General features: G+C 69.9%; 16 protein-coding genes. 4 read left to right on the forward strand and 12 right to left on the reverse strand.

Features of this window, described 5'->3' with window-relative positions; all coding sequences use genetic code 11:
* Positions 1-48: 48 nt before the first annotated feature.
* Entirely contained in the window at positions 49-945 is an 897-nt protein-coding gene (locus ABFY20_RS11595) for an endonuclease domain-containing protein (RefSeq protein WP_368496402.1), read from the forward strand.
* A 312-nt stretch (positions 946-1,257) separates the two neighbouring features.
* Here the strand turns inward: ABFY20_RS11595 and ispG are convergent, their stop codons facing one another.
* The 5 genes from ispG to ABFY20_RS11620 all read right to left on the reverse strand — a co-directional run bounded on the left by ispG (position 1,258) and on the right by ABFY20_RS11620 (position 7,442).
* Positions 1,258-2,388, reverse strand: coding sequence for a flavodoxin-dependent (E)-4-hydroxy-3-methylbut-2-enyl-diphosphate synthase (gene ispG / locus ABFY20_RS11600; protein WP_368499775.1), 1,131 nt, complete (start codon positions 2,386-2,388; stop codon positions 1,258-1,260).
* A 98-nt stretch (positions 2,389-2,486) separates the two neighbouring features.
* Complete coding sequence (locus tag ABFY20_RS11605; protein WP_368496403.1) at positions 2,487-3,815, reverse strand: RIP metalloprotease; 1,329 nt, start codon at positions 3,813-3,815, stop codon at positions 2,487-2,489.
* A 77-nt stretch (positions 3,816-3,892) separates the two neighbouring features.
* The gene (locus ABFY20_RS11610; protein WP_368496404.1) at positions 3,893-4,978 is read right to left on the reverse strand and encodes a 1-deoxy-D-xylulose-5-phosphate reductoisomerase; all 1,086 of its coding nucleotides are present in this window, start codon (positions 4,976-4,978) and stop codon (positions 3,893-3,895) included.
* Positions 4,979-5,018: 40 nt separating this feature from the next.
* Positions 5,019-6,002 (reverse strand): FKBP-type peptidyl-prolyl cis-trans isomerase, encoded by a 984-nt coding sequence (locus ABFY20_RS11615; RefSeq protein ID WP_368496405.1) that lies wholly within the window; start codon positions 6,000-6,002, stop codon positions 5,019-5,021.
* A 57-nt stretch (positions 6,003-6,059) separates the two neighbouring features.
* The gene (locus tag ABFY20_RS11620; protein ID WP_368496406.1) at positions 6,060-7,442 is read right to left on the reverse strand and encodes an MFS transporter; all 1,383 of its coding nucleotides are present in this window, start codon (positions 7,440-7,442) and stop codon (positions 6,060-6,062) included.
* A 55-nt stretch (positions 7,443-7,497) separates the two neighbouring features.
* On the opposite strand from ABFY20_RS11620, the gene ABFY20_RS11625 reads away from it, so the two are divergent.
* Entirely contained in the window at positions 7,498-8,646 is a 1,149-nt protein-coding gene (locus ABFY20_RS11625) for a glycoside hydrolase family 76 protein (protein WP_368496407.1), read from the forward strand.
* Here the strand turns inward: ABFY20_RS11625 and ABFY20_RS11630 are convergent.
* Positions 8,624-9,058 (reverse strand): hypothetical protein, encoded by a 435-nt coding sequence (locus ABFY20_RS11630; RefSeq protein ID WP_368496408.1) that lies wholly within the window; start codon positions 9,056-9,058, stop codon positions 8,624-8,626. The two genes, ABFY20_RS11625 and ABFY20_RS11630, sit on opposite strands and share 23 nt — an antisense overlap.
* Positions 9,048-9,521, reverse strand: a complete 474-nt coding sequence (locus ABFY20_RS11635; protein WP_368496409.1) for an OsmC family protein — start codon at positions 9,519-9,521, stop codon at positions 9,048-9,050. The genes ABFY20_RS11630 and ABFY20_RS11635 overlap by 11 nt, the downstream gene beginning before the upstream one ends.
* A gap of 52 nt (positions 9,522-9,573) precedes the next feature.
* Here ABFY20_RS11635 and gabT point away from each other — a divergent pair, with 52 nt between their 5' ends.
* Both gabT and ABFY20_RS11645 read left to right on the forward strand, forming a co-directional pair.
* On the forward strand, positions 9,574-10,935 hold the full coding sequence (gabT, locus tag ABFY20_RS11640; protein ID WP_368496410.1) for a 4-aminobutyrate--2-oxoglutarate transaminase: 1,362 nt from the start codon (positions 9,574-9,576) through the stop codon (positions 10,933-10,935).
* Positions 10,936-10,937: 2 nt separating this feature from the next.
* On the forward strand, positions 10,938-11,918 hold the full coding sequence (locus ABFY20_RS11645) for an asparaginase (RefSeq protein ID WP_368496411.1): 981 nt from the start codon (positions 10,938-10,940) through the stop codon (positions 11,916-11,918).
* A 42-nt stretch (positions 11,919-11,960) separates the two neighbouring features.
* Here ABFY20_RS11645 and ABFY20_RS11650 read toward each other — a convergent pair whose 3' ends face one another.
* The 5 genes from ABFY20_RS11650 to ABFY20_RS11670 all read right to left on the reverse strand — a co-directional run bounded on the left by ABFY20_RS11650 (position 11,961) and on the right by ABFY20_RS11670 (position 17,157).
* Complete coding sequence (locus ABFY20_RS11650) at positions 11,961-12,920, reverse strand: NAD-dependent epimerase/dehydratase family protein (protein ID WP_368496412.1); 960 nt, start codon at positions 12,918-12,920, stop codon at positions 11,961-11,963.
* 93 nt (positions 12,921-13,013) lie between these two features.
* The gene (locus ABFY20_RS11655; protein ID WP_368496413.1) at positions 13,014-13,814 is read right to left on the reverse strand and encodes an ABC transporter permease; all 801 of its coding nucleotides are present in this window, start codon (positions 13,812-13,814) and stop codon (positions 13,014-13,016) included.
* Positions 13,811-14,722, reverse strand: a complete 912-nt coding sequence (locus ABFY20_RS11660; protein WP_368496414.1) for an ABC transporter permease — start codon at positions 14,720-14,722, stop codon at positions 13,811-13,813. Before ABFY20_RS11660 ends, ABFY20_RS11655 begins: the two co-directional genes overlap by 4 nt.
* Positions 14,723-14,731: 9 nt before the next feature.
* On the reverse strand, positions 14,732-15,931 hold the full coding sequence (locus ABFY20_RS11665) for an ABC transporter ATP-binding protein (RefSeq protein ID WP_368496415.1): 1,200 nt from the start codon (positions 15,929-15,931) through the stop codon (positions 14,732-14,734).
* Complete coding sequence (locus tag ABFY20_RS11670; RefSeq protein WP_368496416.1) at positions 15,931-17,157, reverse strand: PotD/PotF family extracellular solute-binding protein; 1,227 nt, start codon at positions 17,155-17,157, stop codon at positions 15,931-15,933. The genes ABFY20_RS11665 and ABFY20_RS11670 overlap by 1 nt, the downstream gene beginning before the upstream one ends.
* Between the last annotated feature and the right edge of the window lie 91 nt (positions 17,158-17,248).

A 17,248-nucleotide genomic window follows, 5' to 3' on the forward strand; every position in this document is an offset into this window, starting at 1 on the left:
CGAGCGTGCAACGTGTCTCGTCGTGCCCTCGGGATCAATGATGGGGCGATGCTCCTGCTCGATGCTGTTGCCTCGCTGGGCGGTATCGCCTCGCTCGGCACCCTTGCCCTCGAGCACGGCGTCTCCTCACGCGACGTAGGAAACGCCGTCCGCCGAGGTGAGGTGACTCGCGTGAGACAGGGGTGGGTCTGTCTCCCCGCTGCCGACCGCGAACTCGTCGGGGCGGTGCGTGTCGGAGGAACCCTGAGCTGCACCTCCATTCTGCGTCGTCACGGAATCTGGTGCGCCCACGATCGCCGTCTGCATGTCCGCGTCCTCCCCCATGTCGGCCGGGTGAGGTCGCCGTTCGACAGGAAGCTGCCGCTGTCGGCCGACCACGCCGTGCACGTGCACCGGCCCGCATGGCCGGGCGTGGCGGCGCGAACCTGCGCCGCGGACGACCTCTCCACGGCGCTCGCGCTCGCCGTCGTGTGTCAGCCCCGCTTCGATGCGGTCGCCTCGCTCGACTCGGCTCTCAACCGCCACCTGATCACTCAGGCTCAACTCGACGACGTGCTCGCTCCCCTGCCCGCGAAGTACCGGGCCTACGCTGGTGTGGTCGACGGTGCTGCTCAGTCCGGGTTGGAGACGAAGGCGCGGCTCGCGCTCCGCGGCCGTGGCGTGCGTCTGCGCACCCAGGTTCGGGTGCCCGAGGTGGGGCGCGTCGACCTCCTGCTCGGCGACCGGCTCGTGCTTGAGCTCGACGGCTGGGAGTGGCACTCCCGGCCGGCCGACTTCGAGGAAGACCGGCGGCGCAGTCGCGCCCTCGCGGCCCAGGGGTTTCGCGAACTGCGCTTCAGCTACCGTCAGGTCACCCGCGACTGGGCTGAGTGCGAACGTGTCGTGCTCGCACTGGTGCGAGCCGACGAGCACCTCTGGCGCGCCCGACACGTTCGACCGGTATGAGAATTGGCACACCGAGCTCCAGGAGAGCTCGAGCGCGCGATTCTCATACCATTCGTTCACGGTCGCGTCGGGGTGCCCTTGGCGCCCAGCACACGCGCCTGAGCGTCTGCGTCGGGAAGCGCGCGGGCACGACCCGCACTGCGCGTTCGAATGGTATGAGAATCAGCACACCGAGCCCCAGGTGAGCTCGAGCACATGATTCTCATACCAGTCGCGCGGCGCGCGTGGCGGGGCGGGCACTGCGCACGGCGCGGGGGCGCAGAGGTGCGAACGCAGCGCGTGCGCGCTACGCGGGGGCGCCAGCGCGGCGCGCTACGCGGTGACGACCTGGGGGGTGCCGACGGCGTCGGAGGGCATCTCGGCGGCGAGGCGGTTGGCCTCCTCGATGAGGGTGGCGACGATGTCGGCCTCGGGCACGGTCTTGATGACCTCGCCCTTCACGAAGATCTGGCCCTTGCCGTTGCCCGAGGCCACACCGAGGTCGGCCTCGCGCGCCTCACCAGGGCCGTTCACGACGCACCCCATCACGGCGACGCGCAGCGGCACGCTCATGCCTTCGAGCCCGTCGGTGACCTGGTTGGCGAGCGTGTACACGTCGACCTGGGCGCGCCCGCACGACGGGCACGACACGATCTCGAGCTTGCGCTCACGGAGGTTGAGCGACTGCAGGATCTGCAGACCCACCTTCACCTCCTCGGCCGGCGGGGCCGACAGCGACACGCGGATGGTGTCGCCGATGCCCTCTGCGAGCAGGATGCCGAAGGCCGTCGCGCTCTTGATGGTGCCCTGGAACGCCGGGCCGGCCTCGGTGACACCGAGGTGCAGCGGCCAGTCGCCGCGCTCGGCGAGCAGGCGGTAGGCCTTCACCATCACGATGGGGTCGTTGTGCTTCACCGAGATCTTGAAGTCGTGGAAGTCGTGCTCCTCGAACAGCGACGCCTCCCAGATCGCGCTCTCCATGAGCGCCTCCGGGGTCGCCTTGCCGTACTTCTCGAGCAGCCGCGGGTCGAGCGATCCCGCGTTCACACCGATGCGGATGGAGACTCCCGCCGCCTTCGCAGCAGCGGCGATCTTGCCCACCTGGTCGTCGAACTTCCGGATGTTGCCCGGGTTCACGCGCACGCCGGCGCACCCGGCGTCGATGGCCGCGTAGACGTAGTTCGGCTGGAAGTGGATGTCGGCGATCACGGGGATCTGCGACTTCTTCGCGATGATCGGCAGCGCCTCGGCGTCGTCGCGCGAGGGCACGGCGACGCGCACGATGTCGCAGCCGGATGCGGTGAGCTCGGCGATCTGCTGAAGGGTCGCGTTGATGTTCGGGGTGGGCGTCGTGGTCATCGACTGCACGCTCACGGGGGCGTCGCCGCCGACCAGCACTTTGCCCACCTTGATCTGCCGCGACTTGCGGCGGGGGGCGAGGGTCTCGGGCGGGGGCTTGGGCATCCCCAGGTTGATAGCTGGCACGGATTCAGTCTAGAACCGCTCTCTGAACGGGAGGCGTCAACCGAAGATGTTCGGTGCTCCGCACCGACCGGCCGGCATCAGCCGAAAATATTGACGGGTTTCACGATGTCGGCGTACACCAGCAGCGCCGTCATGCCCCCGAACAGGATGACCACCGCGAAGGTGAGCGGCATGAGCTTCGCCGCGTCGACCGGCCCCGGGTCGCGGCGACCGAACAGTTTCGCGAAGAACCGGCGGATGCCCTCCCACAGCGCCGAGACCACGTGCCCGCCGTCGAGCGGGGTGAGCGGCACCAGGTTGATGACGAACAGCGCGATGTTGAGCGAGCCCAGGAGGCCGAGCAGGCTCGCCGCCTTCGACTCGATCGAGATGGAATCGAGGGAGGCGATCTCGCCCGCGACCCTGCCGACACCGACCACGCTGATGGGGCCGTTGATGTCGCGCTCCTCCGACCCGAACGCTGCCTGCGCCACGTCGTACAGCCGCTGCGGCAGGTTGAGCACGATGCCCGCCGTACCGGCGATGTTCTCCCCCACCATGGGCAGAACGGCGGTGATGGGCTGCGGCACCAGCTCTTGCGCGGCGCCGATGCCCACGAAACCCACCTCCTGGGTCTTCGAGCTGCCGTCGGCGTTCTTCACGACCTCGCCCTTGTCGTCGGTGACGTAGCGCTCGGTGAGCAGCGGGGTGACAGTGAGCGCCACCTGCTCGCCGTCGCGCTCGACCACGAGCGGGAGCGCCTCGCCCGACGACTCCCGGATGATGTCGGTCGACTGGGCCCACGAGGTGATGGCCACCCCGTCGAGGCTCACCAGCTTGTCGCCGGGCTTCAGACCCGCCGCCGCCCCGGGCGACTCCTGATCGCCCGCCTCGCAGCTCTGCCGGTCGCTCGTGGCGGGCAGCACGCAGGCCGAGACGCTGCCGACCGTCGTGGAGGTCTGCAGGGTGCCGAAGCCCACGATGACGATCGAGAAGAACACCACGGCGAGCACGAGATTCATGAACGGGCCGCCGAGCATCACGATGATGCGCTGCCACACCGGCTTGCGGTAGAAGGCCCGGTCGTCGTCGTCGCCGATCGACTCCTGGGACTGGTCGCGTGCATCCTGCACCATCGATTGAAAGAACCCGGTGCTGTTCGCCCTCGCCTTGCCGCCCGCCCCGCGCGGCGGGAACATGCCGATCATCGAGACGTAGCCGCCGAGCGGGATGGCCTTCAGGCCGTACTCCGTCTCACCGCGGCGGCGGGAGAAGACGGTCGGCCCGAAGCCGATCATGTACTGGGTGACCTTGATGCCGAAGAGCTTGGCGGGCACCAGGTGGCCGACCTCGTGCAGCCCGATCGAGATGGCGACTCCCACGGCGACGATGAGCACGCCGAGGATGAACTGCAGGACCGTTTCCACACGAGGACACTACCCCGGGCCCCGGACACCGCGCTGACCGTACGCTGGGCGCCGCGTGTGCACTCGGCAAGAACGCGTCAGGCCGCCGCGATCAGCCGGTCGGCGGTCGCCCGCGCCCACAGCTCGGTCTCGGCGAGCGACTCACGGGTGATCTCCTCCGACGGCATCTCGTGGAGGTCGACCACCCGCGCCACGGTGTCGACGATGTCGAGAAAACCGATGCGCCCGGCGTGGAACGCCGCGACCGCCTGCTCGTTCGCCGCGTTGAACACGGCGGGGTAGCTGCCTCCCGCGCGCCCGACCTTCTTGGCGAGCTCGACGGCGGGGAAGGCCACGTCGTCGAGCGGCTCGAAGGTCCAGCTGTGGGAGGCGGTCCAGTCGAGAGGGGCCCCGACGCCGGCCACGCGCGCCGGCCAGTTGATGCCGAGGGCGATGGGGAGCCGCATGTCGGGAGGCGAGGCCTGCGCGATGGTCGACCCGTCGACGAACTCGACCATCGAGTGCACCACCGACTGCGGATGCACGGTGACCTCGATGTCGGAGAACGGCACGTCGAACAGCAGGTGCGCCTCGATCACCTCGAGACCCTTGTTCACCAGGGTCGCCGAGTTCGTCGTGACCACGAGGCCCATGTCCCAGGTGGGGTGCGCCAGCGCCTCGCGCGGGGTCACCGACGCCATCTCGGCACGGCTTCGGCCGCGGAAAGGGCCTCCGGATGCAGTGAGCACGAGCCGCGACACCTCGCTCCCGCTACCCGAGCGGAGTGCCTGGGCGATGGCGGAGTGCTCGGAGTCGACGGGGACGATCTGCCCGGGACGGGCGATCCCCTTGACGAGCTCGCCGCCGACGATGAGGCTCTCCTTGTTGGCGAGCGCGAGCACGCGGCCCGCCTCGAGCGCGGCGAGGGTGGGGCCGAGCCCGACCGAGCCGGTGATGCCGTTCAGCACCACGTCGGCCTCGACGTCGCGCACCAGCTGCTCGGCCTCGACCTCGCCGAGGCCGGTGTCGGCGACACCGAACTCCGCCGCCTGAGCGTCGAGCGCCTCGCGGTTGCTGCCCGCGACGAGCCCCACCACCTCGAACGTCTCGGGGTTCGCCCTGATGACGTCGAGCGCCTGAACGCCGATGGAACCGGTGGAGCCGAGGATGATGACGCGTCGCACGCCCCCATCCTCCCACGCCGCCCGATCCCGGGGGCTCGGGCTACGCGGAGGCGGTGGCCAGGATGTCGATGACGAACACGAGGGTGTCGGTGCCCGAGATGCCGGCCGCCGAGTTGCCCTCCGAACCGTAGCCCTGGTCGGGCGGGATGATGACGAGCACCTGCGAGCCGACCGTCTGACCGATCATGGCCGCGGCGAAGCCCTTGACGACTCCCGTGGTCTGGAAGGTGCGCGGCCCGCCCTGACCCCAGCTCTGGTCGAACACTTGGCCGGTGTTCCAGATGACGCCCTGGTACTGCACGGTGACGCTGTCGCCGTCGCCGACGACCGGGCCGTCGCCCTTCTTCAGCACCTCGGTCTTCAGCTCGGCAGGAGCATCCGTCGAGGGGATCGACACGGTGGGAGCGCCCGAGTCGTCGAGGGTGACCGTCGGGAAGCCGTCTTGCGCGGGCTGGTCGGCGCCGTCGGCGCGGGTGGGCACGATCGCCTCGATGTCGGCGACCATCACCATGGAGTCGTCGGCGCCGATGCCTAGCGACTGGTTGCCGGTGTCGCCGAAGGCGTCGGCGGGCGGGATGACGGCGACGACGCGCGAGCCCACGGTGGCGCAGTTCACTGCCTGCACGATGCCAGGGATGTACTGCGTGGCGTCGACGGTGAGCTGCAGCTGCGTGCCGCCCTCGTCGAGGGTGGAGAACGCCTTGTCGCCCGTCGTGCCGTTGTAGATGGTGAAGTCGATGGTGGCCAGCGACCCGGTCTCGAGGGTCTCGCCGTCGCCCTCGCTCACCACGGTGCGCTCGGTGGAGTCGACGGTGAGCGGCCCCTGGAAGCTCGTCGTGGGTGCGGCACCGAAGTCGCCCGTCACCGTCACCGCCTTCGACGCGCTGCCGTCGGTGGCGCAGGCGCTCGAGTCGGCGGCGCCGGTGGAGCTGTCGGTGGGGCCGGCGGCGTCGTTCGACGAGCAGCCGGCCAGCAGCAGGGAGGCGGCGGCGACCGCGACGGCGAGTGCAGGGATTCTGCGCATGGTTCCTCTTCGTGAGAGTCGGGGGGATCGATTCAGTCTGGTCGACACCCCTTGCAGCTAGCTGACCGCAGCCTGGGAGGGCGGGGCGGGGTTGCGGATGCCCGCGAAGGAAACCAGAGCGCCCGCCACGAAGAATACCGCTGTCACGAGCACCACCCGGTGGAAGCCGGCCAGGTCGAGCACGACCGAGCCGGCAACCACGCTCGCGAGCGCCACCGAGATGAGGCCCGCCACCCGGGAGACCGCGTTGTTGACGGCGGAGGCGATGCCCGAGCGGGCCGGCTCGATGGCGCCGAGGATGGCGCTCGTGAGCGGTGCCACCGTGATGGCCATGCCGAGGCCGAACACGACGACGGCCGGGAGCACCTGCGTGAGGTAGTCGGCGCTGTCGTCGAAGCGCAGCATGAGGAGGAAGCCGCCGCCCCCCAGCAGCGGGCCGACGGTCATGAACAGGCGCGGCCCCAGCCGCCCGCTCAGCCTGCCGAACAGGCTCGACAGCCCGATGAGCAGGATGCTCGTGGGAATCATCGCGAACCCTGCCTCGGTGGCGCTGTATCCGGCCACCTGCTGCAGGAACACGGCGACGCTGAAGAAGCCGAGCGAGAGCGCTCCGTAGATGAGGAAGGTCGAGACGTTGCCCACCGAGAAGTTGCGCACCCGGAACAGCGACAGCGGCAGCATCGGCTGCGACGCCCGGCGCTCGTGCACGACGAACAGCACCAGGGCGACCACCCCGACGACCAGGGGGACGAACACGACCGGCGACGACCATCCGAAGTTCACCTGCTCGATGAGGGCGAACACCGGAAGGCCCAGGCCGACCACCCCGAGCACCGCGCCCAGCACGTCGACCCGCGCCCCCGGCGCGTGGTGCGCGTCGGAGTCGAGTCTCGACAGCAACACGACGGTGACCACGATCGGCAGCACGTTGATGCCGAACACGAGTCGCCAGGAGAGCTGGTCGACGAGCACTCCGCCGAGGATGGGGCCGGCGATGTTCGCGACGCTGGTGAACGCCGTCCAGGTGCCGATCGCCCGCGCCTGCGGCGGGCCGGAGAAGGTGGCGAGGATGAGGGCGAGCGAGCTCGGCACGAGCAGCGCCCCCGCGATGCCCTGCAGCCCGCGCGACACGATGAGGAACTCGATCGTGGGCGCGAAGGCGCACAGGAGAGACGTGACGCCGAAACCGATGAGCCCCACCAGCAGCACCTTCTTGCGGCCGAACACGTCGGAGAGGGAGCCCGCGAGCAGGATGACCGAGCCGAGCGTGAGCAGGTAGGCGTCGACCACCCACTGCTGCGACGACAGCTCGCCGCCGAGCTCGCGGCTGATGGCGGGCAGTGCCACGTTGATGACCGTCGCGTCGAGGAACGAGACGAACGCCGAGAGGATGGCGACGGCCAGCACGAGTCGCTGCTGGGGGCTGCTCGGTGGTGCCATGCGCCAAGTCAAGTGCATCGGCGGGCTGTTGGCGACACCCGTCTATCCTCTGAGCATGACGGTGACGGCGGGCGACGCGGCGGAATGGGACTCGCGGACCGACGCCGCACAGCACGCCCTCACCAGTCTGTTCGGCCCGCGGGCGCTCTGGCCGGGGTGGCGCAACACGGCGCCGTTCCGCCTGCGCGAGGCGGCGACGCTCAACTACTGGTGGCGCGCCCACCTCATCGAGGTGCGGGTCGACGCCTTCGAGCGCACAGGCGACGCGCGGTGGCTCGCCGGCGCGCTGCGTGTGCGCGACGCGCTCCTCCTCCGCAACCGGGGGCTGTTCAACGACTACTTCGACGACATGGGGTGGCTCGGCATCGCGCTGCTCCGCCTGCACCAGGCTTCCGGCGACGCGCGCTGCCTCGACGACGCGATCGCTCTGTGGCGGCGCATCGAGCGCTCCGGACAGCAGGCCTCGGGCACGGCCGGCGTGCCGTGGCGGGTGCAGCAACCGCAGTACAAGAACGCCCCGACGAACGGCACCTTCGCCCTCCTCTCGTCACGGCTCGGCGCTGTGACCGGCGCGCGCGAGTTCACCGACTCCGCCGCAGCGACCCTCCGCTGGTTCGACGACGCGGGGATCGTCGACCCCGGCAGCGGGCTCGTCTTCGACGGCGTGAACCGCCGGGGCGACGGCGCGATCGACACCGACTGGGTCTTCAGCTACTGCCAGGGGCTCTACGTCGGGGCACTCGTCGAGCGGTACCGCGGCTCCGGCCGCGCCGAACTGCTCGATGCAGCGGTGCGCACGGCGGAGGCCGCGGTGGCCCGCCTCGCGCCGACGGGTGTGATCGTCTCGGAGAACTCGCGCTTCGACGAGCGGGCCGGCGGCGACGTGGGGCTGTTCAAGGGCGTGCTCGTGCGTTACCTCGGCGAACTTGTGCACGTGCTGCCGGGCGACTCCGAAGCACGACGGATGCTCGCGGGCTTTCTGCGGGAGACGACGGATGCGCTCTGGTCGGGCCTGCGCGCCACCCGGGGTCTCCGCGCGGGTGACGTGTGGGGCGAGCCCGCACCCACCATCACCTTCCTCTCGACCCAGCTGAGCGCGACGATGGCGCTCGAGGCGCGGGCGCGGCTGGAGGCGCTCGGGCCGGAGGTGGTCGGGCTGGAGGCGCTCAGGCCGGAGGGACTCAGACCGGAGGGACCACGGTGATGCGGAGCTCGAGCCGCGCGGTCGTCTCCACCCGCACCACGGCATGACGCGAGGTGTCGACCCCGGGCGGGCCCGCGAGGGGGCGGATGCCCGCGAGGGCGTCGAGCTCGACGGTGACCCTCCGTTCGCCCTCGACAGCGGCCCGGCTCCGGCCCGCCTCGGGGTCGAGGAACGACCGGAACGCCGGGTCGGCGACGCCCACCTCGAGACGCACCGGGCCGGCTCGGGTCACCGCGGCCGCCGTGAGCTCGACCGTGCGGCCGAGTGCGACGTGGAGGGGCGCATCCGAGTCGCCGTGCGTCTGTTCGAAACGCGCGATCGCGTCGAGCCGGAACGCCTCGCCGAGCGAGCCGCGCAGGGTGCGGCCGGTCACGAACAGCTCGACCGGCTGAGCGGCCGGGTCAGCCGGCATCGACCACCGCGGTGGGCTCATGACGCACGGGGAAGTTCACTGAGTTCGCGATGAAGCACACCTCGCTCGCCTCGTGGTGCATCGCGGCGAACTCCTCGGGGTCGACCGGTGCCGCCGTCGTGACGACGGGCCGGAGCGTCACCGAGGTGAAGCGACCGCCGTCGCCCTGCTGCTCCATCGTGCCCTCGGCCTCGTCGCGGTAGTCGGTGACCACGACGCCGTGCTTGACCGCGACGTGCAGGAACGAGAGCATGTGGCACTCGGCGAGCGCTGCCAGCAGGAACTCCTCGGGGTTCCAACGGTCGGCCTCGCCGTGGAAGGTGCGGTCGGCCGAGGCGTCGATCGGATGCTTGCCGGCCGCCGTCACCTCGCTGGTGCGGCCGTAGTCGCGGTAGCCGCTGGTGCCCGTTCCCCGATTGCCGAGCCAGGCCACATCCACCCTGTAGTGATGCTCACGATTCACACGGCCATGCTAGCCGTGACCGCTCAACGTGCCGATCTAGACTTGGAGCACTATGACTGACACCCTCGACGCCCAGCTTCTCTCGGTTCCTCAGGAGCGGAAGATCGTCACCGCGATCCCCGGTCCGAAGTCGGAGGAGCTGCAGCGCCGACGCCTCGCCGTCGTGCCGCCGGGGGTGTCGAGCGCGCTTCCCGTCTACATCCAGAAGGCGCACGGCGCCATCATCGTCGACGTCGACGGCAACCAGTTCATCGACCTGGGCGCCGGCATCGGCGTCACCACCATCGGCCACACCGACGCCGCCGTGGTCGCCGCGGCCGCCGAGCAGCTCGGCGACGTCACCCACACCCTGTTCACCATCACCCCCTACGAGGAGTACGTGCGGGTCGCCGAGCTCCTCGCCGAGCACACCCCAGGCGACTTCGCCAAGCGCACGGTGCTCGTGAACTCGGGCGCCGAGGCGGTGGAGAACGCGGTGAAGATCGCGCGCAAGCACACCCGCCGTGCGGGGGTCGCCGTGCTCGAGCACGCGTACCACGGCCGCACCAACCTCACCATGGCCATGAACTTCAAGGCGGCGCCCTACGCCACCGGGTTCGGCCCCTTCGCCGGCGACGTGTACCGCGCCCCGAACTCCTACCCCTACCACGACGGCCTGTCGGGCGCCGAGGCCGCCGCACGCACCATCGCGTACCTCGAGAAGACGGTCGGCGCATCCGACCTCGCCTGCCTCGTCGTGGAACCCATCCAGGGTGAGGGCGGCTTCGTCGTGCCCGCCGAGGGCTACCTGCCCGCATTGCACGAGTGGTGCACGGCCGAGGGCATCGTGTTCATCGCCGACGAAATCCAGAGCGGCATGGCCCGCACCGGTGCCTGGTTCGCCAGCGAGCACTTCGGGCTGGTGCCCGACGTGGTGCTGAGCGCCAAGGGCATCGCGGGCGGTCTGCCGCTGGCCGGTGTGACGGGTCGCGCCGAGATCATGGACTCGGCGCAGCCCGGCGGCCTCGGCGGCACCTTCGGTGGCAACCCGGTGGCGGCTGCTGCGGCGATCGCCGTGTTCGAGCAGCTCGAGACGGGCGAGGGCTTCGAGTCGGCCCAGCGCATCGAGCGGGTGCTCGTCGAGGGGCTGCAGAAGCTCGCCGACCGCTACGACATCGTCGGCGAGATCCGCGGCATCGGCGCGATGGTGGCCATCGAGCTCGTGCAGCCCGGCACCGCCGCCACCACGAAGGCACCGAACGCCGAGGCCGTGAGCGCCGTCGTCGCCTACGCCGCCCAGCACGGCGTGCTGCTGCTCAACGCGGGAACCTACGGCAACGTGCTGCGCTTCCTGCCCAGCCTCGCCATCAGCGACGAGCTGCTCCACGACGCCCTCGCGGTGATCGAGGAGGCCTTCGCGCAGCTCGGAGCGTGAGCGTGACGGGCGAGACCCCCGGCACCGCCGGCGTCGGCGAGAGCGTCGAGCTGGCGGTGCTCGAGCGCAGCGGCTTCGTGGAGTCACGGCACATCGGCTCGGCCGTGCTGCTCGACGCCACGGGTGCGGTCGCGGCGCGCCTCGGCTCCCCGGAGTCGCCGGTGTACCCCCGGTCGTGCATGAAGCCGTTCCAGGCGCTCACCGTGCTCGAGGCCGGGGTCGAGCTCGACCCCGTGCAGACCGTTCTGGCCACGGCGAGCCACGCCGCGACCGCGCGCCACGTCGAGGTCGTCGAGTCGATCCTCACCCGGGCGGGCCTCGGAGCCGACGCGCTCGGCTGCCCGCCCGACTGGCCGGGCGACTCGGGTGCTCGCGACGAACTCGTGCGCGCGCACGGGCACAAGCAGCGCGTGTTCATGAACTGCTCCGGCAAGCACGCGGCCATGCTGCTCGCCTGCGTCGAGAACGGATGGGACACCGCGAGCTACCTCGACCCCGCGCATCCGCTGCAGCAGCGCATCGTCTCGACGGTCGAGCGGGAGACCGGTGAGCCGATCGTGCACTCGGGGGTCGACGGATGCGGTGCGCCGGTTCACGCGATGTCGCTGGTGGCGCTCGCGCAGGGAATCGGGCGCATCCGGCGTGCCACGGAGGGGCCCGCGAAGCAGCTCACCGACAGCGTCCTCGCGAACGGCTGGGCCATCGACGGCCCCGGCCGCGCGAACTCCGTCGTGATCGACCGCCTCGGCGTGGTCGCGAAGCTCGGCGCCGAGGGCGTCATGGTGATGGCGACACCCGACGGCTCCTCGGTCGCCGTGAAGATGCTCGACGGCAGCCTCCGCGCCGCCTCGCTCGTCGCCCTCACCCTTCTCGCCCGCCACGGCGCTCTCACCGCGCAGCAGGTGGAGTCGCTGGTGCCCGACCTCGACCTCGCCGTCCACGGCGGTGCCGACGTCGTCGGCACCATACGCACCACCGTCTGAGCCCTGCCGCGGGTGCCTGCGGCACCGGCCGCTCGAGGCCGCTCACCTCACCCGGACGAGCAGCGCCTCCTCCTCGGAACGGGTGAGGCCCGACCGTCGTGGGCGCGAGACACCCCGCGCGCGCTCATCGTCGGCGACATCCTTCACCGTGAGCGCGAACGGCCGCGTGCGGCCGCCTGACTTCTGGAACGCCGCGCCGCCGCGCTGCGCGAAAGCCGTGTCGGTCGAGGGCAGCCACAGCGGGAGCGAGCGGGGGCCCGCCCAGTACCGCACGTCGTGCGCCAGCAGTGTGGCGTCGTCGACCGCCACCATCTCTGCATCGCTCCCGACGGTCGAGGCGACACCATCGAAGAAGTCGCGCATCGGCATCGGCTCGCCGACCGCGTTGACGACACCCGAGTGACGCGTCCGAGCCGCACGCGCGATCCATGCCGCGAGATCGACGACGTCGATGACCTGCACGAACCGACCCCGGGTCGTCGGTGTGATGACCCGGCCACCCCGACTCAGGCGCGCCGGCCAGTACCCGAACCGGTCGCTCGGGTCCCCCGCTCCGACGATGAGGCCAGGGCGGACGACGGTGAGCCGCTTGGCGAGGCGGTCACTCGTGACGCGCTCGGCGTGCACCTTCGCATCGGCGTACCGGGCCGGATCCGTGGGCTCCACGACCGCAGCGGACTCGTCGGCACCGGGTTCGTCGTTGCGGGCGTAGACCGACACGGAGGACACGAGGGTCCAGTGCGCCGCCCCTCCTGCCAGCGCGGTCAACGCAGGCTCGACGAGGCCACGCTCGGAGGAGAGCTCGATCACCTCGTCCCACGCTCCGCGTACCTGCTCGTAGGCGTCGCCCGACCGGCGGTCCGAGCGGATGAGCTGCGCACCTGCGGGCACGGCGCCCGACACTCCTCGCGCCAGACAGGTGACCTCGGCGCCTCTCGTCAGCAGCTCTGCGACGATCGCCCGCCCCAGCCATCCTGTTCCGCCCAGCACCAGCACTCGCATGCGACAAGTCGACCACGGAGAGCTCTCACCCTCCACCGTGTCCGCCGAGGGCGGACATCCGCTCGGCGGGCGCGGCGCGGGTGGGCGGGGCGACTAGCCGCTCTGGCGGGCCAGGCGCTTCTGGCGGGCGGCGCGGGTGACCTGCACGACGATCACGATGACGATCGCGAGCAGGAAGACGGCGGAGGCGATGACGTTGACTTGGGCGGGGATGCCGCGGGCGGCGGCGATGTAGATGAACTTCGGGAAGGTGTCGACCGAACCGGAGTTGAAGTTCGTGATGATGAAGTCGTCGAAGCTGAGCGCGAACGACAGCAGGGCGGCTGCGGCGATGCCGGGCACGAGCAGCGGGAAGGTGATGCGCCAGAACACCTGCGACGGCGATCCGTACAGGTCGCGCCCCGCCTCTTCGAGCGCCGGGTCGAGCGAGGCCACGCGCGCCTTCACGGTCACCACCACGAAGCTGATGCAGAACATGGTGTGGGCGAGGATGATCGTGCCGAGCCCCTTCTCCACCCCGACGGTGAGGAACTGCGCGGCGAGACCCGCACCCAGCACCACCTCGGGCGTCGCCATCGGCAGGAACAGCAGGAGGCTGATCGCCGAACGGGCCCTGAACCGGTAGCGCACGAGGGCGATCGCGATGAGCGTGCCGAGGGCGGTCGCAAGCACCGTCGCGGTGAGCCCCACGATGATGCTGTTGGCGAACGCCTCGCAGAGCCCCTGCGTGTTGCAGACCGTCGTCCACTTGTCGAAGGTGAACCCCTGCCAGGCGATGTTGAGCTTGCCCGAGTCGTTGAACGAGAACACCAGGGTGTAGAGGATCGGGATGAGGAGGAACACGAGCGCGATGATCGTGTAGACCCAGAGGCCGATGCCCTTGCCGCGCGTCATACCAGCTCCTCCGTTCCGGAGCGGCGCACGTAGACGCCGACGATGATGAGGATGACCGCCATCAGCACGATCGACAGCGCTGCGGCGATGGGGTAGTTCTGCAGCACGAGGAAGTTCGCCTCGATCGCGTTGCCGACCATGGCTGTCGACGACGAGCCCAGGAAGTCGCGGCTCGCATTGATGTAGTCGCCGGCGGCCGGGATGAACGTGAGCAGCGTTCCCGACACGATGCCGGGCATCGACAGCGGGATGGTGACCTTGCGGAACACCGTGAACGGGCTCGCGTAGAGGTCGGCCCCGGCCTCCAGGTAGCGCACGTCGAGCCGTTCGAGCGTGGCGTAGAGCGGCAGCGTCATGAACGGGATGAAGTTGTAGGTGAGACCGAAGATCACCGAGAACGCCGTGCCGGTGAGGTGCCCGTCGGAGGGCAGGATGGCCACCGACTTCAACAACTGCACGATCGGGCCCTCGTCGGACATGATCTGCTTCCAGGCCAGGGTGCGGAGCAGGAAGCTGATGAAGAACGGCGCGATCACCAGGGTGAGCAGGAGGCTCTGCACGAGCGGGAAGCGCCTGGCCTTCACCCCGATGAGGTAGGCGATGGGGTAGCTGATGACCAGGGCGAGCACGGTGGCGACGAGCGCGAAGCCGAAGGCGCGAAGGATGAGGGGCAGGTACTCCCCCACCGCGTCGACGTAGTTCTGCCACTGGAAGCCGGGGACGTAGTCGCCGATGTCACCGTAGAGATCGGGTTGCTGGAACGAGGTGATGACCAGCGAGATGAGCGGTGCCAGGAAGAACAGCATCAGGTAGGCGATGCCGGGCAGGAGCAGCACCAGGGCGATGGCGCCGCGTTTGCGCGGCGCTTGCTCGACCGCGGGCGCGGCCGAGAACGCGGTGAAGGCCATGCTCGCCGCCTACGCCTGCTCGAGTTCTTCCTCGAGCGCTATGCGGCGCTGGAGGGCGATCGACTCGGTGGAGGCGTCGGCGACGAAGCGCGGAACGGCCTCGGGGTCGTCGTCGAGACCGAAGCCGTGCTCGGCGTTCCACGACAGCCACACCTCGGCGCCGGTCGAGACGACCGGCCCGAACACCATGTTCTGGGCGAACACGACGAGCTCGCCGATGCCCGGCACCTCGACGAGGTACTGGGTGCTCACGCCCGAGAACGACACATCCGTCACCCGGCCAGGGCCGAGCACGTTGCGCCCGGCCTCGCGGGGCGGCGCCTCGGTGAGCAGGCTGACCTTCTCGGGCCGCACGCCGATGGCGATGTCACCGCTCTGCCGGGCGGCGCGCGAACGCGGCACCACGATCGGAACACCGCCCACGTCGACGGTGACGTGGTCGGAGGTGGAGCCCACGACCGTGCCCGTGAACAGGTTCGACTGGCCGAGGAAGTTCGCCACGAACGCCGTGCGCGGCAGCTCGTAGAGCTCCTCGGGGGCGCCCATCTGCTCGATGCGGCCCTTGTTCATCACGGCGACGGTGTCGGCCATCGTCATGGCCTCCTCCTGGTCGTGGGTGACGTGGAGGAAAGTGAGGCCCACCTCGGTCTGGATGGTCTTCAGCTCGAGCTGCATCTGACGGCGGAGCTTCAGGTCGAGGGCGCCGAGCGGCTCGTCGAGCAGCAGCAGGGCCGGGCGGTTCACCACCGCACGGGCGAGTGCCACGCGCTGCTGCTGACCGCCCGAGAGCTGCGCCGGGCGACGCGCGGCGAGGTGGTCGAGCTCGACCAGCTTGAGCGCTTCGTGGGCCTTGGCCGTCGCATCCGCGATCTTGCGCCGCTTCAGCCCGAACGCGACGTTCTCGAGGATCGACATGTGCGGGAACAGCGCATACGACTGGAACACCGTGTTCACGGGCCGCTGGAACGGCTTCGTGGCGGTGACGTCGGAGCCGCCGATGAGGATGCTGCCCGCGGTCGGCTCCTCGAGCCCCGCCACCAGGCGCAGCGTCGTGGTCTTGCCGCACCCCGAGGGGCCCAGCAGGGCGAAGAAGGAGCCGGCCGGGATGGTGAGGTCGAGCTCTTCGATGGCGGTGAAGCCCGGGAACCGCTTGGTGATTCCGCGCAGCTCGAGGTCGGCGCCGCTCTCGGCGAAGGATGCGATGGCCATCAGCTGCCCAGCAGCACCTTCTGGAACTGCGCCTGGTAGTCGTTCTCCTCCTGCGGGGTGAGCGTGCGGAACACGTGCACCGTCGAGAGGGTCTCCTCGTCGGGGAAGATGAGCTGGTTCGAGGCCAGCTCGGGATCGATGGCGTCCATGGCCTCCTTGGCGCCGACGACCGGGGTCACGTAGTTCACCCAGGCGGCCAGCTCGGCGGCGACCTCGGGCTCGTAGTAGTAGTTCATGACGGCCTCGGCGTTGGCCTTGTGGGCGGAGCCCATCGGCACGACGAAGGTGTCGTTCCAGAGTGTTCCACCCGCATCCGGGATCGCGAACTGCCACTTGTCGCCCGCCGTGGCGTTGAGGCTCGTGATGTCGCCCGACCAGCAGATGGCGGCGTAGGTGTCTTCCGACTGCAGGTCGTTCAGGTAGGCGTTGCCCTTGATGTTGCGGATCTGGCCGTCTTCGACCTGCTGGGTGAACGCATCCATCGCGTTGGCGAACTCGTCGTCGCCCCACTCGCCCGTGATGTCGGTGCCCTGGCTCAGCATGATGAGACCCATGGTGTCGCGCATCTCGCTCAGCACCCCCACGCGGCCCTTCAGCGCCGAGTCCCACAGGTCGTCGACGCTGGCGAGGCCGTTCGGCACCTTCTCCTTGTTCCAGCAGATGCCGGCGAAACCGCCCTGCCACGGGAGGGAGCGGCTGCGGCCCTTGTCGAAGTCGGGGTTGGCGAACGCCTCGGAGAGATTCGCGATGTTCGGGATGTTCGCGTGGTCGAGCTCCTGCACGTAGCCGTTTCGCACGAGGCGGGCGACCATCCAGTCGGTGAGGCAGACCGTGTCGGCACCGATGTCCTGGCCGAGGGCGAGCTGGTCTTTGACCTTCGCGTAGTAGCTGTTGTTGTCGTCGACGGCGACGTTGTAGGTCACCGTGATGCCGGTCTCGTCCTCGAAGCCGATGAGGGTGGGGTAATTGCCGTCGTCGTCCTCGTCCATGTAGGCGGGCCAGTTGTCCCAGGTGAGGGTCTTCTCACTGGCCGAGAGGTCTTTGGCGGGGGTGAGCTCCTTGCGCTCCCCTCCTGAGCACGCGGCGAGGGCGAGCGCCGTGGCACCGAAGCCTGCCGCACCCAGGAAGCCGCGCCGCGAGAGCTGGAGCGCCCTCGCCTTCTGCAGGGCCTGCGAGTGCCTGATCGCCTGGATGATCATCGGGTCGTGCGGGGTTCTCGGAGTCATGACTCGTCGCGCCTTCCTCATCGTGCGGGCTGTGATGACCCGCCCGCGTCGGTGCAGGCGATCGCGAGCGAGTAGGACGAGACTGGCACAT

The sequence above is a fragment of the Herbiconiux sp. A18JL235 genome (assembly GCF_040939305.1).
GTDB lineage: Bacteria > Actinomycetota > Actinomycetes > Actinomycetales > Microbacteriaceae > Herbiconiux.

Coding starts and splice junctions, on each gene's coding strand:
- ABFY20_RS11615 (WP_368496405.1), bottom strand. CDS start 6,002: ATGCGCAGAATCCCTGCACTCGCCGTCGCGGTCGCCGCCGCCTCCCTG.
- ABFY20_RS11665 (WP_368496415.1), bottom strand. CDS start 15,931: ATGGCCATCGCATCCTTCGCCGAGAGCGGCGCCGACCTCGAGCTGCGC.
- ispG (WP_368499775.1), bottom strand. CDS start 2,388: ATGCCCAAGCCCCCGCCCGAGACCCTCGCCCCCCGCCGCAAGTCGCGG.
- ABFY20_RS11650 (WP_368496412.1), bottom strand. CDS start 12,920: ATGCGAGTGCTGGTGCTGGGCGGAACAGGATGGCTGGGGCGGGCGATC.
- ABFY20_RS11630 (WP_368496408.1), bottom strand. CDS start 9,058: ATGCCGGCTGACCCGGCCGCTCAGCCGGTCGAGCTGTTCGTGACCGGC.
- ABFY20_RS11620 (WP_368496406.1), bottom strand. CDS start 7,442: ATGGCACCACCGAGCAGCCCCCAGCAGCGACTCGTGCTGGCCGTCGCC.
- ABFY20_RS11655 (WP_368496413.1), bottom strand. CDS start 13,814: ATGACGCGCGGCAAGGGCATCGGCCTCTGGGTCTACACGATCATCGCG.
- gabT (WP_368496410.1), top strand. CDS start 9,574: ATGACTGACACCCTCGACGCCCAGCTTCTCTCGGTTCCTCAGGAGCGG.
- ABFY20_RS11660 (WP_368496414.1), bottom strand. CDS start 14,722: ATGGCCTTCACCGCGTTCTCGGCCGCGCCCGCGGTCGAGCAAGCGCCG.
- ABFY20_RS11625 (WP_368496407.1), top strand. CDS start 7,498: ATGACGGTGACGGCGGGCGACGCGGCGGAATGGGACTCGCGGACCGAC.
- ABFY20_RS11595 (WP_368496402.1), top strand. CDS start 49: ATGCTCCTGCTCGATGCTGTTGCCTCGCTGGGCGGTATCGCCTCGCTC.
- ABFY20_RS11670 (WP_368496416.1), bottom strand. CDS start 17,157: ATGACTCCGAGAACCCCGCACGACCCGATGATCATCCAGGCGATCAGG.